This is a genomic window from Paenibacillus sp. FSL H8-0457 (genome assembly GCF_038051935.1).
Lineage (GTDB): Bacteria > Bacillota > Bacilli > Paenibacillales > Paenibacillaceae > Paenibacillus_AQ > Paenibacillus_AQ lautus_A.
On sequence record NZ_CP150293.1, the window covers coordinates 2,303,272 to 2,320,492 of the forward strand.

The window sequence follows — 17,221 nt, forward strand, 5'->3', positions numbered from 1 at the left end:
AGGAATATAGGAGTTTCCCTAATAGGAACCGAGGGTGAGGCCGCTCATAATGAAGCTATACGAAGAACGGCACATTGATTCCCCAATCATTGTCATTCAAGCAGAAGGAGTTGAAGTGTCCTATGAGACGAAAGTCGGGGCTGAAGTTCTTCAAGAGGATGGAAAGCTACTCTGGCAATTGGTCCGTTCTGGAGGAAAAAAGCAGGGAATGGGAGGATATGTACCGCAAGCGCTGGTCGCACGACAAAGTGGTGCGGACCACTCACGGCGTGAACTGTACAGGCTCCTGCAGCTGGAAGGTGTTCGTAAAGAACGGGATCATCACCTGGGAAAACCAGCAGATCGATTATCCGTCCTGCGGGCCGGATATGCCGGAATTCGAACCGCGGGGATGTCCGCGCGGGGCGTCATTCTCCTGGTATGAATACAGTCCGCTGCGGGTGAAATACCCTTATATGCGCGGCCGGCTGTGGCATATGTGGAAAGAGGCATTGAACGAGCACGGCGATCCGATCGCCGCTTGGGCCAGCATCGTCGAAGATCCGGCGAAATCCAAATCCTATAAACAAGCACGGGGAAAGGGCGGTCACGTTCGTGTATCTTGGCAGGAAGCCACGAAGCTGATCGCCGCCCAGTTAATCTATACGATCCGCAAATACGGCCCGGACCGCATCGCCGGCTTCACGCCGATTCCAGCGATGTCCATGATCAGCTACGCTTCGGGGGCAAGGTTCATCTCCCTGCTGGGCGGCGAAATGCTGAGTTTTTACGACTGGTATGCCGACCTGCCGCCGGCTTCCCCGCAAATTTGGGGAGAGCAGACCGACGTGCCGGAATCGAGCGACTGGTACAATGCGGGCTACCTGATCATGTGGGGCTCGAACGTGCCGTTAACGCGTACGCCGGACGCCCATTTCATGACGGAAGTGCGATACAAAGGGACCAAGGTCGTGTCGGTCGCGCCGGACTACGCCGAGAATGTCAAATTCGCCGACAACTGGCTGGCCCCGAACCCCGGGACCGATGCGGCGATTGCACAGGCCATGACGCATGTCATTTTGAAGGAGTTCTATCATGAGCGTCAGGAGCCGATGTTCCTGAATTATGCGAAACAATATACGGATATGCCTTTCCTGATTCTCCTGGATGAGTATGAGGGGGGGTACAAGGCCGGCCGCTTCCTGCGGGCAAGCGATTTGGGCGATGCCTCGCAGCATGCCGAGTGGAAGCCGGTGATTATCGACGAGAACACGAATGAAATCATCGTTCCGAACGGTACGATGGGCCAGCGCTGGGAGCAGGACAAGAAATGGAACCTGATTCTGGAACGCGAAGACGGGTCGGTCATTGCACCGGCGCTTTCCGTGGAGTCCCAGGGAGCGGAGCGGCAGACGATCCTTTTCCCGTTCTTTGATAACCGGGCCAACGGCACCTTCAAACGCCAAATTCCGGCGAAGAAAATTCAGCTGGCCGACGGAACCGAGCGTCTCGCCGCAACGGTATACGATCTGATGCTGAGCCAATATGGGATAGGGCAAGCGGAGAGCGGGCTTGCGGCTTCAGGGTATGAAGATGCCGAATTCGATTACACCCCGGCCTGGCAGGAGAACATTACCGGCGTGAAGGCTTCGGTCGTCGTTCAAATCGCCCGAGAATTCGCGCAGAATTCGCTGGATACCGGCGGCCGCTCCATGATCATCATGGGTGCGGGCATTAACCACTGGTTCAACAGCGACACGATCTATCGCTCCATTCTGAACCTGGTCATTCTGACGGCCTCCCAGGGCGTGAACGGCGGCGGCTGGGCACATTACGTGGGGCAGGAGAAATGCCGTCCGATCGAGGGCTGGTCCACGGTTGCCTTCGCCAAAGACTGGCAGGGACCGCCGCGGCAGCAAAATGCCACTTCGTTCTTCTATTTTGCGACCGACCAGTGGAAATACGAAGAAATGGGGGCCGATTCCCTGAAATCGCCGACGGGCGGGGAGATCCGGTACCGGCATCCGGCAGATTACAACGTTCTTGCCGCCAGGCTCGGCTGGCTTCCGTCCTATCCGCAGTTCAACAAGAACAGCCTGACGTTTGCGGAGGAAGCGGCGCTGCAGGGGAAAACGAGCAATGAAGACATCGTGAAGCACACGCTTGAACAAATCGTGTCAGGGGATACCAAATTTGCGGCCGAAGATCCGGGTGCGCCGGAAAACTTCCCGCGATCGCTGTTCGTATGGCGCTCGAACCTGATCTCGAGCTCGGCCAAAGGGCAGGAATACTTCATGAAGCATTTGCTTGGCGCTTCGGACAGCCTGCTCTCGACGCCGAACGAAGAGGATAAGCCGGAGGAAATGGTGTGGCGCGAGGACGTGGAAGGTAAGCTGGATCTGCTGGTCGCGCTCGATTTCCGGATGACCTCGACGCCGATGTATGCCGATGTGGTGCTGCCGGCAGCGACCTGGTACGAGAAAACCGACTTATCCTCCACCGACATGCACCCCTTCGTCCATCCGTTCAACCCGGCGGTGGATCCGCTCTGGGAATCGCGTTCGGACTGGGATATTTACAGAACGATCGCTGAAGTCTTCTCGGACATGGCCAAAACGCATCTGCCAGGCGTATACAAGGATCTTGTGACAAGCCCGCTGGCCCATGACTCGGCAAGCGAGATCGCCCAGCCGTACGGTGAGGTGAAGGATTGGCGCAAGGGCGAGGTCGAAGCGGTTCCGGGCAAAACGATGCCGAACCTGACGGTGGTCGAACGCGATTATACGAAAATTTACGATAAATATGTGACGCTCGGGCCGAATCTGGCCACAGGCAAAGTCGGAGCGCACGGCGTCAGCTTCTCGGTCGCCGAGGAGTATGAAGAACTGAAGCGCTTGAACGGAACTTATTATGACGACTCCATCAAAAATGGCCTGCCGAAGCTTCATACCGCAAGACATGCGGCGGATGCCATTCTGAATCTGTCTTCGGCTACGAATGGAAGAGTAGCGCAGCGGGCATGGGAATCGGCGGAGCAGGATACCGGCGTGCAGCTGAAGGATATTTCCGCGGACCGCGCGGCGGAGCGCATCACGTTCCAGAGCATCACGGCCCAGCCGCGGGAAGTCATTCCGACGCCGGTGTTCAGCGGCTCGAACAAAATGGGAAGAAGATACTCCCCGTTCACGACGAACATCGAGCGGCTCGTGCCGTTCCGCACGCTGACCGGCAGGCAGCATTTTTATATCGACCACGAAATCTTCCTGCAGTTCGGCGAAGCGCTGCCGGTGTATAAACCGACGCTTCCGCCGATGGTGTTCGGCCCGCGCGACAAGCAGATTACAGGGGGCAAGGATACGCTGGTGCTCCGCTATTTGACGCCGCACGGCAAATGGAACATTCACAGCACGTATCAGGATAACCTGCACATGCTGACGCTGTTCCGCGGCGGCCCGACGGTATGGATCAACAATGACGACGCGGCGGCAAACGACATCCAGGACAACGACTGGCTGGAAGTATACAACCGCAACGGCGTCGTCACCGCCCGCGCCGTCGTCAGCCACCGGATGCCGAAAGGCACGATGTACATGTATCACGCTCAGGACAAACACATCAACGTGCCGGGCTCGGAAATCACGAAGGATCGCGGCGGCAGCCACAACGCGCCGACGAGAATCCATGTGAAGCCGACCCAGATGGTCGGGGGCTACGCCCAGCTCAGCTATGGATTCAACTACTACGGACCGATCGGCAACCAGCGGGATGTGTACGTGGCTGTCCGCAAAATGAAAGAGGTGGATTGGCTTGAAGATTAAAGCGCAGGTCGCCATGGTCATGAATTTGGATAAATGCATCGGCTGCCATACGTGCAGCGTCACCTGCAAGAGCACCTGGACGAACCGTCCGGGCGCGGAATACATGTGGTTCAACAACGTGGAAACGAAGCCGGGCGTCGGCTACCCGATCCGCTGGGAAGACCAGGAGAAATACAAGGGAGGCTGGACGCTGAAAAAGGGCAAGCTGCAGCTGAAATCCGGCAGCAAGCTGTCCAAAATCGCGCTCGGCAAAATTTTCTACAATCCGGATATGCCGGAAATGAAAGATTACTATGAGCCCTGGACGTATAACTATGAACATCTGACGAATGCCGGGGAGAAGAAACATCAGCCGGTGGCCCGTCCGAAATCGGCCGTGACCGGCGAAACGATGAATCTGGAATGGGGCCCGAACTGGGAAGACGATCTGGCGGGCGCCCACGTGACCGGTCCGAAGGATCCGAATATCGAAAAGATCGAGGAAGAGATCAAATTCAACTTTGAGCAGGCGTTCATGATGTATTTGCCCCGCCTGTGTGAGCACTGCCTGAACCCGAGCTGCGTCGCCTCCTGCCCCTCCGGTGCCATGTATAAGCGGGACGAGGACGGCATCGTGCTGGTGGACCAGGAGGCCTGCCGCGGCTGGCGGTACTGCATGACCGGCTGTCCTTACAAAAAGGTGTACTTCAACTGGAAAACGAACAAGGCCGAGAAATGCACCTTCTGTTTCCCGAGAATCGAAGCAGGGCTGCCAACGGTATGCTCCGAAACCTGCACAGGACGTATCCGTTACTTGGGCGTGCTGCTCTATGACGCGGACCGCGTACAGGAAACAGCCTCCACGCCGGATGAGAAGGATCTGTATCAGGCGCAGCTCGATCTGTTCCTGGATCCTAACGATCCTGGGGTCATCGAGCAGGCGCGCAAAGACGGCTTGTCGGAAGAATGGATCGAAGCTGCCCAAAACTCGCCGGTCTATAAGCTTGCGATCGAATACAAGCTGGCCTTCCCGCTTCATCCGGAGTACCGGACGCTGCCGATGGTATGGTACGTGCCGCCGCTCAGCCCGATCATGAACTATTTTGAAGGCAGGGATTCCATCGAGAATCCGGACATGATTTTCCCGGCGATCGAGGAGATGCGCACGCCGATCCAGTACCTCGCGAATCTGCTCACGGCAGGCGACACGGTCACGGTGAAGGAAGCCCTGCAAAGAATGGCGATGATGCGTTCTTATATGCGCGCACAATCGTCGGGGGCCGAGTTTGATGAGACGCGTCTGGCACGGGTCGGCCTGACTGCCCATCAAATGAAGCAGATGTACCGGCTGCTTGCCATCGCAAAATACGATGACCGGTTCGTTGTTCCGACTTCCCATAAAGAAAGCCATATGGATGTCTACCGTTCCCAGGGCTCTGAAGGATTCGGCGCAAGCTGCGGCGGCTGCGGTCCGGAAGGTCTGCAGGGCAAAACCGGCAAGGAGCTGTACGAAGAAAATTTCTATGGAGGGATCTGGCGTGATTAATCTCGGAAAGCTGCATGATTGTAAACATGTTTTCGGTTTTTTTGCTCAGCAGCTCACGTATCCGGAAAAGCTGGATTTCCATCCGTCCGTCATGGAGGAGCTGCTTGACCCCGCCGATCCGGCCTATGAATCCGTCAGAACGTATTGGACGATCATGCATGAATACAGCATGGAGGAGATTGAAGAGCTGTATGTCCAGACCTTCGACTTTCAGGCGAAATCCACATTGTATATGACCTATTACAAATTCGAGGACGGCCGGGAACGCGGGCAGATGCTCGCCAGGCTTAAGGAGACGTACGAGATGTTTGGCCTTGGCATCGAAGGCTCGGAATTGTCGGATTATCTTCCGCTGATGTGCGAGTTTTTGTACGCGGCGCCCTGGCAGGGCCGCGAGAAGGAAGCCGCGGAGAGCCTGAATTTGATGATGGCCGTCATGGAAGACGGCACCTATCATCTGCTGAAAGCCTTGGAGAAGTATAACAGCCCGTATGCTTATCTCGTTCAAGGGCTTCGCGACACGTTCAAGGCGTGTCTCAGTCAGGAGGCTGCCGCTCATGAACATGATTGATCAATTTTTGTGGGTCATTTTCCCCTATGTATGCATCGTTGTATTTATCGTCGGTCATATTTACCGTTATCGTACGGACCAGTTTAACTGGACGGCAAAATCCAGCGAGTTTATCGAGAAAAAACATCTCAAGCTGGGCAGCCTCATGTTCCATCTTGGCATCATTCCGGTTACCTTGGGACACGTGGCCGGACTGGCCATCCCCCAATCCTGGATGGAGTCGCTCGGCGTCAGCGACCATATGTACCATATCGGCGCGGTGTATATCGGAAGCGCGTTCGGCTTTTTAACGCTGGGAGGCATGATCTTGTTAACCGCCAGACGGTTTGCCATCCGAAATGTCCGAAAACTCAGCACCGCTTCCGATATGGTGGTCAATGTCCTCCTGCTGTTTATCGTCTTCATGGGAATGTACAGCACGCTGGTCACAAACGCGGTGCAGCCGGAATTCAATTATCGGGAAACGGTCTCGGTCTGGTTCCGCGGACTGTTTATGTTCCGACCGGAGGCTTCGCTGATGGAGGATGTGCCGCTGTCGTTCAAAATTCACATTCTTGCGGGATTTGGTATATTCGGCTTGTGGCCGTTTACCCGTCTGGTCCATGTGTGGAGTGTTCCGTTGAATTATGTGGGCAGAAGATATATCCTGTATAGAAAGCACCGCAAATTTGAGTCGTAGGACGAGAGAAGGCTTCTTTAGCCTTCTTTTCTACGTCAGAGGAGTAATGGGGATGAAGAATCAGCCGATCTATGATTACCAACGTGAAATGGATAAGCTTCGGACCCGGTTTCATTTCGATTTCGTGTCCATGGCATTGGTGCAGCCGGCTGAAGACCGATTTGTATTGACCTGGCAATATGCCTCGGGAAACATCAACGAGAGGTACAAGCGCATCGTGCTGCATTCCGGCAAGGGCATCGCCGGCATGGTGTTTAAGACCGGGAAACCGATGCTGATCCCGAATGTGAATGCGGATATTGAATCAAGGGACTTGTATAATTATCCGATTATCGTTGCAGAGCAGCTGAAGAGCCTCGGTGCCATACCGCTGTGGGAAGGCACGCGCGTCATGGGGGTTTTGCTTGTGGGATATCGTAAGGAGAACATGCTGGATCACAAGGCCTTTGCGTCTTTTCAGGAAGGTATAGGAACGGAATTTGGCGCTTTTTATGCCAAGGAGGTATCACGGCCGTGATTCAAATGACGGATGAGCATCTGAGCGAATTGCTGAGAAACATGTATCAGAATAGCATGGAAGCCATTTTTTTTATGGACGAGGACGGCAGCGTGGTCGCGATGAATCCGGCTGCGGAGAATATCCTTGACATTGAAGTGATCGAGAGGATGCACTCCGGACTGGACGGGTCCTTCTGCCAGACCTGCGAAGGGTACACCGACGAACAGGATCTCATCTCCTGCTCCAAATGCTATCTGGATTATCCGGATGGAGAATTCTCGTCGTTCCAAGTCTATCTGAAGACGCGGTCCGAAGGAATTGTTCCTTATGCGGCCAGTTACCATACCATCGATGAAGCCCGCGGCATCCGGGTGATGATGCTCCTCGATCTGACGAAGCAGCAGAAAACGCAGGAAATGCTGCAGCGGACGAATATGCTGAAATACGTCATCAAGGCACAGGAGGACGAGCGCAAGCGGATCTCGCGCGAGCTGCACGATAGCGTGGCTCAGGAGCTCTTAAGCTCGCTGGTCGACCTGCGCGTCGTTAAATATATGAATGTGGGCGAGGATGTGCTCAAGAAGCTGCACCAGACCGAGGCGTCTTTAACGAGGCTGCTGGATGATATCCGGCATTTGTCGGTCGAGCTCCGGCCCGCTTCCCTCGATGATTTGGGGCTGGAGGCTGCCTTCCGCTCCCATTTCAAATGGATCGGGAAGAATTACGGCATGCTGGTTGAATTCTCTGCCGAGTTAGCGGCGGCCCGCTATGGCAGCGAGATTGAAACGGTGGTGTACCGGGTTTGCCAGGAAGCGGTGTTAAATGCCTTGAAATATTCGGGAACGGACGAGGTTCATGTCCGATTATGCGAGGAGAACGGCTGCCTTCAGTTAACCGTCCGTGACGATGGCGTCGGGTTTAACATGATCATTGACGAAGCCAAGGGAACCGGACTCGGGCTGTACGGAATGCGCGAACGCGCAGAGCTCGTCGGTGGCCAGTTTACTTTGGTTTCCGCTCCCGGCGAGGGGACGACGGTTCAACTGAAGATCCCGCTTACGAGCAGCGGCAAGGCGGAGGTGAGGGGAACATGAAAATTGTGATCGCGGATGATCATGCCGTGGTCCGCAGCGGATTTTCCATGATTCTGAATTACCAAGAGGATATGGAGGTCGTCGCGACGGCGGCAGACGGCATCGAGGCATACGCCATGGTGGCCAAGCACCGGCCGAATGTGCTGTTGATGGATTTAAGCATGCCTCCCGGCGAGAGCGGATTGATTGCGACAGGCAAGATCAGCAGCGAATTTCCGGAAACGAAAATTTTGATCCTGACCATGTATGACGATGACGATTACCTGTTCCATGTTTTGAAGAACGGCGCTTCGGGTTACGTGCTCAAAAATGCGCCGGATGATGAATTGATTTCGGCCATCCGCATGGTCCATAAGGGAGGAACCTACATCCACCCCCAGATGGCCACGTCCCTGGTCCGGGAATTTATCAAGAAAGACAGCGAGAGTGCGGAGCAGGATCCGTTCAACAGTCTGTCCCAACGGGAGATTGAAATCCTGCCGCTGATCGCGAAGGGCTATGGCAACAAGGAAATCGCGGAAAAACTATTTGTATCGGTCAAAACGGTGGAAGCGCACAAGGCCAAAATCATGGAAAAGCTGAAATTGAAGAGCCGCCCGGAGTTAGTGGAATATGCGCTGAAGAAAAAACTGCTGGATTTTTAATTATGACGCATAAGCAGGGTGATTGCGGTAAGGAATAGGGAAGTTCCCCGGAGAGATTCAGGGAACTTCCCTATTCGCATTGTGAATAGGTGCACGTACAATAGGAGCTGGGGATCAATATGCCATTCATTACGCTTTGGAAAAGGTGATGGGAATGATCAAAAAGCTGCAGCTTCCGCTGCAAACAATGAATCTGGTGCTTGGTTTTATGGTATGGGTCATCATCTCCGCGCTCCTGCCGTTCATAAGAGAAGATATCTCCATTCCGGCAGACCGGATCGCCATTCTGACGGCCATTCCGGTGGTCCTGGGCTCGGTTCTGCGGATACCGCTCGGCTATTACGCCAACGTGGTCGGAGCACGAATTGTTTTTATATCCAGCTTCATCCTGCTGCTGTTTCCGGTCTATTTTATCAGCTCGGCTTCATCCTTTACGCATCTGGTCATCGGCGGCTTGTTCCTTGGGATCGGTGGGGCCGTGTTCTCGGTGGGTGTGACCTCATTGCCGAAATACTATGCAAAAGAGAAGCTGGGACTGGTCAATGGGATCTACGGGATGGGCAACATCGGTACAGCCATTACGACGTTTGCGGCACCGGTCATCGCGACGGGGATCGGATGGTCCAAAACCGTCCAGCTGTATTTGATCCTGCTGCTGATATTTGCATTATTCAATGTTTTTTTAGGCGACCGCAAAGAAATCAAGGTGAAAACACCGGTCATGGAACAGATCAAGGGTGTATATAAGAATGAAAAACTGTGGTTTTTCTCGCTTTTTTATTTCATTACCTTCGGTTCGTTCGTAGCCTTTACGGTGTACTTGCCGAACTTCCTGGTTTCTCATTTTGAGCTGGCCAAGGTGGATGCCGGGATGCGGACGGCCGGGTTCATCATGATTGCGACTTTTTTGCGTCCCGTCGGCGGCTGGCTTGCAGATCGATTTAAACCGCTGTTCTTATTAATGGGCGTATTCCTGGGGCTGACGGCTGCGGCTATCCTGTTGGCATTCTCCCCGTCCATCGGCTTGTATACGGCCGGCTGCTTAACCATAGCCGTTGGTGCGGGTCTCGGAAACGGGGTCATTTTCAAACTCGTGCCCCTTTATTTCAACAAGCAGGCTGGCATCGTGAATGGCATCGTGTCCATGATGGGCGGTCTTGGCGGTTTCTTTCCGCCGCTGATGCTTTCCTTTATCCATTCGGTTACGGGGCAGTATTCCATCGGCTTCATGGCTTTGTCGCAGGTTGCGCTTGCGAGCTTCGTCGTTGTGGTATGGATGTACTACCAGGACAAACTTGCCGTGCAATCCGAGGTGTTTAACTCCACCGGCCAAGGGATTCTGGTAACGGATCCAAGCGGAAGGATCAGTGCGGTCAATCCCGCATTCACGAAGTTAACGGGATACTCGGAGGAGGAAGTGCTCGGCAAAAATCCGAGCGTGCTGAAGTCCGGAAGGCAATCGCCGGCGTTTTACCGCGCGATGTGGTCTGAAATCATGGAACGCGGAAGCTGGCAGGGGGAGATTTGGAACCGCAGGAAAAACGGGGAGGAATATTTGGAGCTGTTGACCATTAATGCCGTAAGGGACGAATCCGGCGACATCATTCATTATGTGGGTACCTTTAGCGATATTACATACCATTCGTCCGGCAATGCTTCGAGCGGCTGACAAGAGATGAATCGTTGTCGGTGTGAGCTGATGGATGGAGAGGGAGAGAGGCATGAAAAAGACGAGGATTGTGATTCCGCGGGAGCATGGAGGCTGGGCCATGGTCTCTGTACCTTATTTCATCGGAATGGTGGCTGCCAAGCCGGCCCTTATGCACCTTCCGCTGTTTTTGGCGTGGTTGTTTCTATATATGGCGTCCTATCCGTTTCTGCAATCCTTAAAGACCCCGGCCAAACGCAAAATCTGGATATCCTGGGGGACCGTTTATGCCCTTGTTGCCGCTGTGTTTCTGGTTCCGGTACTTGTTCTCAAGCCGTTGATGCTCTGGTTTGCGCCGATCCTTCTCGTGCTGATCATGGTTAATGTCTGGCATGTCCTCCGCAAAGCGGAGCGTGCGCTGCTGAACGATATTTGTGCGATCCTGCTGTTCTGTACCGGAGGCGCCGCTGCCTACATGCTGGGAGGAGGAGGTTTTGATCAGCTGCTAGCCGCTGTTGTTGCTCTGAATTTTCTATATTTCACGGGAACCGTATTCTTTGTCAAATCCGTATTTCGGGAGCGGAAAAACAGGCGCTGGACGGCATATGCCATCATGTATCATTCGGTGATGCTGATTCTGCCGATCTTCCTCGGGCATCCGTGGATGTGCCTGCCGTTCTTGTTTCCGTTTGTGAAGACACTGCGGTATGCCGGAAAAATAATGAAACCGATGAAGGTCGGCATGATCGAGATTGCGGGTTCCATCCAGTTTTTATTGCTGTCATGGATCTTGATGTAATCTGCTTTCGCTATCGCGATGGTGAAATATGCACAGCTGCCCTTCGGGCGGCTTCCATGCGAATCGACTCTGTCATCCATTCTGTTATAATAAGGGAATGGATACAGAAGGGAAGAATGCAAATATGGCATATACAGCACAGCAGGTGGCCGAATGGATGGTGGAGGAAATCCGGTTTACGGGCAATTTGTATCAGACGGAAGCCATCCGTTATGTACGCGAGAACTTCGGGGAAGAATTTGTCTTCGTGAACGAGAATGGAAATGCTTCGCTGTCCAAGGACGTGAAGAAGGCATTCCGCAAACTGCATGGCGGCCGGATTGCCTGGGATCGCGACGGATTCATGTGGGCCTGGACGTAATCCCGCTATAACCGAATAATCAAAAGACGGGAGAGGCCGGATCGGCAGGCCGCCTCCTTGTAATAATGAGAACAGCTGCCCTGGTTACCAGGGCAGCTGTTCTTCATCATGAATCAATGGATCCGATGGACCGTGAATTGTCCGGTTGAGGCGTGCAGCGTCTTCGCCGTTTGCTGGGGGTCCAGCTGGCGATGGCGTTCTACCGCATAGCGGAACTCGTAGAAGCCGCCGAGCGTAGCTTTGAAATTGGTCTCCCAGTAGTTCGTCAATATCCAGGCATACGTGGAAGGGCGGCTGTCCGCCGGCTGCATGGTGTGAAGCTGGCGCGGCCCGTGCTCCAGCGTTCCGAGCTGTACGAGCGGCGTGTCTGTCATGGACAGGGTCAGCGCTTCCCGGTCTTTAGCCGAGTGCCAGAATATTCCCTCCTGCACGCTGGTGTAATCGAGGCAGCTTCCAGGAATTTGATCCTTCCAAGGCCGGATATGGCATCCGGCTTTTTCGGCGTATAACTCGGCTTCGGTCCCCAGCGAGAACGGCAGGGCCACATAGACATTTTCCGGCAGCCAAACGCTGTCCTTGTGGAAGCGGACGGACACCTCGACACGAGGCTGGTTGGCAAACATCTTGATGTGGAGGGCATAGTAGCTGAGTCCCTTCACGTCGAACACCAGCTCGACCAGGGCAAACAGCGGTCCGTTGTCCAGCACGGTCGCCCGGGTTAAGCGCCCGGCATCCCGCTGGACGTTGGTGCCCTTCCGGTTGCGTCCCATGCGGCGGCGGGTCGCGCATATTTCGGATGGATTAAACTCATCCTGTGCCGGCGTTACCTCGTAGACAGGGGTGAATGCCCCGTGCTCGCGTTCGCAGTCCAACAGGTCCGCCGAGCGTGTCTTATCGATCCACGACGTAATGCCGTTGTTCATTTTCCATTCGATCCGGAAGAAGTCGGATTCGAGCGAACTCTTGCCCACTACGATCGGATAAGGAGTCAAGGGCTGGGTCCAAATGTCGGCGATGCCTTCGCACGCAATCGGTTCGGTATTCCGCGCGGTCGCCATATTCCCGGAAGCGGCGAGAACATCTGACGATTCGGGCGCATGAATAAACAATATCCGGGATTCTCCCGGTTCAAGCGCGAGCTCCGTAACGAGTGCCCCCGTATGTGTCAATTGGTACGGTAGAGGCTTCCCGGTCGTTTCGTCGATGAGCTCGAACCTTTTCTTCAGGATCACGTATTCCCAACCATCCAGCGGTATGGCAACCTGCAGCGTAGCTGCGGCCGGTTCCGTGTTGATCACCTCGTAGCGTAAGGAACGATGGGGGGCAAGCAGTGCCCCCTGACGGGCAACGAGCGTTTTATCCAGCGCCCGGTAAGCCAGCTTGCTGGCTTCCGCCGCATAGGCTTGCTTTCGCACCTCCAGCATCTGCACCTGCGGATGCCAAGGCTCATACACGGAGGAATGGTAGCCCCAGGTATGCTCGGCGTACATGGTCAGCGCCTGCGAGGCCTCCTCGATCTCGGCCAGGCTCGCCGCTGCATGGCCCGGATCGAGACGCTTGACTTTGCGAAGCGTGCGCTGGGCATCCCGGTAAATCTGGGTATGCATCGCCGTGGAGGCGACCCCATCGGTCCACCAGTCCGGCCAATCCCCGCGGTGCACCGGAAGCGCGGACAGATCCTCCTGCTTCAAGACGGCAAAAAATTCGGAGAGCGTGGCCATTTTAATGGTGATTTGGTCGCCGTATTGTTCATTCCATGCGCTTATCCACTCCGCAATGTCGGCATTCGGGGACGCATTGTCCGTGCCCAGGCCGGAGACCATGACGGGAACGAAGGAATACGGGTAGGACTCCTGCTCAAGATTCCATAAATACCGGTTAATCCGCAGGGCAGCAATGTCGTTGTGCCGCTCCTCGGGCTCCATCAGATTATGCTGAAGCTCATCCTTGATGATGTATTTGCCGAGTGCGTCAGGGCAGAACCCGAGCTCGTTGCCGAACATGTAATGCTCGCCGTTCCATACGAGCAGCCTGCCGCCGCTGTGGCTTTCCCACCAGAACGGGGTTTGTTTGCGGCCCAGCGGATACATGCCGTGGTGCGTATGGATGCAGGAAAACAGATGCTCGATGTTATTTTGCAGCAGGCTTTCCGCATAACCCCAGCTGTACCCGTTGATGTCGGCGGTCATGGCGCTGTCGATCCGATGTCCGAAAGTGTTTGCATACCTTTGCGCCTTGCCGTGATTGCGCAGAAGGAGGTCGAAGTCCGGAAGCTCCGTCATGTTGAGATAGGTTCCGGACAGTTCGATATCACCGCGGATTACCGCTTGCTGAAAAGCCTCCTTTTCTTCCGTTGTGGCCGATTCGAGGAATTTCTCAACCGCCCAGAATGTTTCGCAAGTCCAGCGGAACGATTTCCATTCCGGACGTTCTCCGCGGTGTGCGGCATCCGTAATGTCCAGAGCCTGGCGGATAAAATCGACATGGTACTGCTCGATCCGCTCCTGGCGCTCGGTGTAACCGATATCCGTGTGAGAATGATGGATGGCATAGATCGTCCAGGGACGGGCGGGTCTATGGCTTCCTTGGCGTGATATGTTCTTGTTCATATGATAGGACCTCCTAATGATAATATGGAGCGGATCGATCGTTCGCCGTATCGTCAAACAGCTTCTCAATGCCGTAAAACACAGCGGACGTACCGTCCTCGAGACAGTCGATTGGAACGCTGTGCGTACCCAAGGCCAGCTGCATATCCCTTTCCCATAAGGGCAAGCTGCCCGAGATCTGTCCGCCCAGCACCAAGCGGTCCGGCCGGAATCCGGATAGGTAGGGCCGCAGCATTCCTCCCAGATTGCTGCCGTATTCCCGGAATAAATCGCGGGCCTGCCCATTACCTCGCGTTGCCGCTTCGGCCAGATCGGCTACGTCGATTCCGTCCGTCAGGAGTCCCCGCTCCGAGGCCATCCTCAGAATGCCTCTTCTCCCGAAATAGCTGTCCACGATGTGGTCCCGGTAAGGCTCCGCATACAGCATGCCGCTGCCAGGGATACCGTCCTTGCCGGCTACGATCCGGCCATTCTCCACGAAGGCGGAACCGAGGCCCGTACCGAGCGTCAGGCATACGAGACGTTCCGCCCTGAACCGGATGGAGGCGCCAAGCCCGAACATGAAGGCGTCGTTCCCGAACCGGATATCGGCAGCGGTCAAACGATTCATCATGGCACCCGGAAAGGATGGCTTGAGGCTCTGGAACCTCGAACGGAGTAGATCCCGAACCGACAGCTTGTACAGCCCATCATATTTGCCGATGCCTTGAAGAAGGGCAATGCCTTTTGCGTAATCGAAGGGCCCCGGAAAGGCAAAGCCGATCCGGATCGAATCGCGATAGTCCACCGGCCGGAAGGCCGAGGCGTAAAAGCTTAACAAATCATGGCAGGCGCCGGCGAAGCTGGCGATCGCTTCCTCCGCCGTTCCTTGCGATGCCGAAGGCCGGATGAGGAACGAGCCGGGGACAAGCTGCCCGTTCACGAGCAGCGCCCCCTTCAAAGCGGTCCCCCCGGCATCAAGCGTTATGGTGATGGGGGCAGGGGGAGACGGGCTTCCCGGATCGTCCCAATCAGGGCGGTTCATGAAAACTCTCCGCTTGCCGCTCTCCGGGAAGGCGGAAGCAGCGGGAGATTCCATTCCGGATTGACCCTGGCCGCAATCAAGGTGCATGGGGATCCGGACAGGTTCTCCAAACGGTATTCGCCTATACATGCCGGAACGATGTAGGATTCCGCGTAGCCCCATTCAACGGCCCCACCCTCGTCCGCTGCCGGTACAAGGCGGACGCGGTCGCCTTCCACGAGATTGTACATAACGAACTCTCCTTGGGTATCCGCTTTCCACGTATCCTGCAGATTCAGCCTTCTGACCTGGAACAGAAGATCTTCCCGTTGCCCCAGCAGTTCCTCCGTGCTGCCGCCTTGACGGCTTACGACGGTTGGCCTGGCGATAAGCCCGTCCTCTACCGCCGGCGTATTCATGGCGTCATTGATATTGTGGCGCGCATGCTCGGGGTTCATCGGGCGTGGCTTGCCATCGGCGTCCAGCCGCAGATAATCATAAATCTTGAATGTAAACCACCAAGTGGTCGAGGAGATTTCCAGCACGAGATTATCCCTTCCGGAGCAGTGGACCGTACCCGGTGGAATAAGGTAGAGATCCCCTGTTTGCGAGTGGTACTCGTTAACGTAGTCGGAAAGCTCCAGCGGCTCTTCCTGAAGATGGGCATTCTCGACGGCTTCAAGGAGCCGTCCGCCGGTGATCCCTTCCTTCAGTCCCAAATACACCTTGGCTCCCGGGACATTACGCATGATGTAGTACGACTCTTGCTGTGTCATATGTTCATTGAACTGCGCCTCTGCATATTCCTGCAGCGGATGCACCTGAAGCGACAGCTCGCCGCCCTGCATCGTATCCAGATAGTCAAACCGGATCGGAAAATAATCGCCGAACAGCTCGAAATTACGCGTTCCCATAATTTCCTGTGGGGCTGCCTCTATCAACAAAGTGAATGGAACCTCGAAGGTGACATTCTGCACGCGCAGCAGCAGCGTGTTCTCGGGAGCGATGGGTTCAAAGCTCCAGGCGCAGTTCGGCCATTCTTCGGGCAGGCCGCATAATTCCTTAAGGTATTGCCCTCCCCATATCCCCGGGGCAAAAAACGGCTTGACCCGAAACGGCTGCCGGGCCGCTTGATGCAGCACGCTTGCCAATTTCGCTGCAGGCAGCCAGACGGGAGCTTCCGAACGATTCAAATCCATATAGTACGCTTGGTTGACCGAATGCTGGACATGATGGTCCAGCCAGTCCCGGCGGTAAGTCTCCCAGACGGGCCATTCGAGAAACAGGCAGTTCTTGTAGGTCTCAACCTTATCGCTCGAGATGCCGAGGCCGAAGCTGCCCATACGCTCGGCATGGCGCCGCTGCTGGTTTTCGCGGGAGTAATCGGCGTAGAAGCGAAGATCGGGGGTTCTGCCTTCCAGCAGCGATGCACCCGGGCCGTGCAGCACGTGAATGCCGCACATCGCGTCAAATTGACGCGCGCTTTTTTGCAAGGCAGCCTTTGCGTCCGGCAGAAAATATTGAATGGGACGGACATCCGAGGCTTTATAGCCGAATGCCCGGTTATCGGTCAGATAAGGAGCCATCTCTGCCCGGAGCTCGGCTTCGGGTTTTACGTAATGGGACGTCGAATCGCTTAAGAAGGCGATGCCCTCTTGTTCGCAGGTTTGCTCAAGCTGGATCAGCAGTTTATCGAAATCGGCACCGTGCGTTCCGTCAAGCGTAATGTAGACGCCGCGCTTTTCGGGGGGATGAAGCTGCGATTTTTGTTTGTGGGTCGACATGATGAACGAGCACCAGGAGTCGATCCCCTGATTCATGAACAAGGGCTCGTGGCGAAAATCCACAGGATTGATCGGATATGATTGAAAGGCAGTTGCAGGTTTCATGGATTGGATATATCCTCCCTTCCGGAATGTCTGTTACGACTTCATTGTAGAAGGCAAGGGAGGATACGTCTTTATAAAAAGAGGAAGTGTTTTTGTACGATCA

At 55.2% G+C, this 17,221-nt stretch carries 13 protein-coding genes; 10 read left to right on the forward strand and 3 right to left on the reverse strand.

The features are described 5' to 3' along the window. The first annotated feature begins 122 nt into the window (after positions 1 to 122). The 10 genes from MHI43_RS10030 to MHI43_RS10075 all read left to right on the forward strand — a co-directional run bounded on the left by MHI43_RS10030 (position 123) and on the right by MHI43_RS10075 (position 11,617). Positions 123 to 3,797, forward strand: a complete 3,675-nt coding sequence (locus MHI43_RS10030; protein WP_036665868.1) for a nitrate reductase subunit alpha — start codon at positions 123 to 125, stop codon at positions 3,795 to 3,797. Then, positions 3,787 to 5,322 (forward strand): nitrate reductase subunit beta, encoded by a 1,536-nt coding sequence (narH, locus tag MHI43_RS10035; protein WP_036665866.1) that lies wholly within the window; start codon positions 3,787 to 3,789, stop codon positions 5,320 to 5,322. The genes MHI43_RS10030 and narH overlap by 11 nt, the downstream gene beginning before the upstream one ends. After that, positions 5,315 to 5,893 carry a nitrate reductase molybdenum cofactor assembly chaperone gene (narJ, locus tag MHI43_RS10040; protein ID WP_036665858.1) on the forward strand — a complete coding sequence of 193 codons (579 nt, stop codon included), beginning with the start codon at positions 5,315 to 5,317 and terminating at the stop codon, positions 5,891 to 5,893. Before narH ends, narJ begins: the two co-directional genes overlap by 8 nt. Then, positions 5,880 to 6,572: a respiratory nitrate reductase subunit gamma gene (gene narI, locus MHI43_RS10045; protein ID WP_036665856.1), complete on the forward strand. Its 693-nt coding sequence runs from the start codon at positions 5,880 to 5,882 to the stop codon at positions 6,570 to 6,572. Before narJ ends, narI begins: the two co-directional genes overlap by 14 nt. A gap of 52 nt (positions 6,573 to 6,624) precedes the next feature. After that, positions 6,625 to 7,089, forward strand: coding sequence for a GAF domain-containing protein (locus MHI43_RS10050; protein WP_015734361.1), 465 nt, complete (start codon positions 6,625 to 6,627; stop codon positions 7,087 to 7,089). Next, entirely contained in the window at positions 7,086 to 8,165 is a 1,080-nt protein-coding gene (locus tag MHI43_RS10055) for an ATP-binding protein (protein ID WP_081746365.1), read from the forward strand. Before MHI43_RS10050 ends, MHI43_RS10055 begins: the two co-directional genes overlap by 4 nt. Further along, entirely contained in the window at positions 8,162 to 8,809 is a 648-nt protein-coding gene (locus tag MHI43_RS10060; protein WP_036665854.1) for a response regulator transcription factor, read from the forward strand. The genes MHI43_RS10055 and MHI43_RS10060 overlap by 4 nt, the downstream gene beginning before the upstream one ends. A 154-nt stretch (positions 8,810 to 8,963) precedes the next feature. Continuing rightward, on the forward strand, positions 8,964 to 10,478 hold the full coding sequence (locus MHI43_RS10065) for a nitrate/nitrite transporter (RefSeq protein ID WP_036666157.1): 1,515 nt from the start codon (positions 8,964 to 8,966) through the stop codon (positions 10,476 to 10,478). A 52-nt stretch (positions 10,479 to 10,530) separates the two neighbouring features. Continuing rightward, on the forward strand, positions 10,531 to 11,256 hold the full coding sequence (locus MHI43_RS10070) for a YwiC-like family protein (RefSeq protein WP_036665848.1): 726 nt from the start codon (positions 10,531 to 10,533) through the stop codon (positions 11,254 to 11,256). A 124-nt stretch (positions 11,257 to 11,380) separates the two neighbouring features. Beyond that, entirely contained in the window at positions 11,381 to 11,617 is a 237-nt protein-coding gene (locus MHI43_RS10075; protein WP_009592569.1) for a hypothetical protein, read from the forward strand. Positions 11,618 to 11,730: 113 nt separating this feature from the next. Here the strand turns inward: MHI43_RS10075 and MHI43_RS10080 are convergent, their stop codons facing one another. From MHI43_RS10080 to MHI43_RS10090, 3 genes are read right to left on the reverse strand one after another with little or no spacing between them, the layout of a single operon-like run. Continuing rightward, the gene (locus MHI43_RS10080; protein ID WP_036665845.1) at positions 11,731 to 14,226 is read right to left on the reverse strand and encodes a glycoside hydrolase; all 2,496 of its coding nucleotides are present in this window, start codon (positions 14,224 to 14,226) and stop codon (positions 11,731 to 11,733) included. Positions 14,227 to 14,239: 13 nt separating this feature from the next. Next, entirely contained in the window at positions 14,240 to 15,250 is a 1,011-nt protein-coding gene (locus tag MHI43_RS10085) for an ROK family protein (protein WP_036665842.1), read from the reverse strand. Next, positions 15,247 to 17,118, reverse strand: coding sequence for a class I mannose-6-phosphate isomerase (locus tag MHI43_RS10090; RefSeq protein WP_036665839.1), 1,872 nt, complete (start codon positions 17,116 to 17,118; stop codon positions 15,247 to 15,249). Before MHI43_RS10090 ends, MHI43_RS10085 begins: the two co-directional genes overlap by 4 nt. Between the last annotated feature and the right edge of the window lie 103 nt (positions 17,119 to 17,221).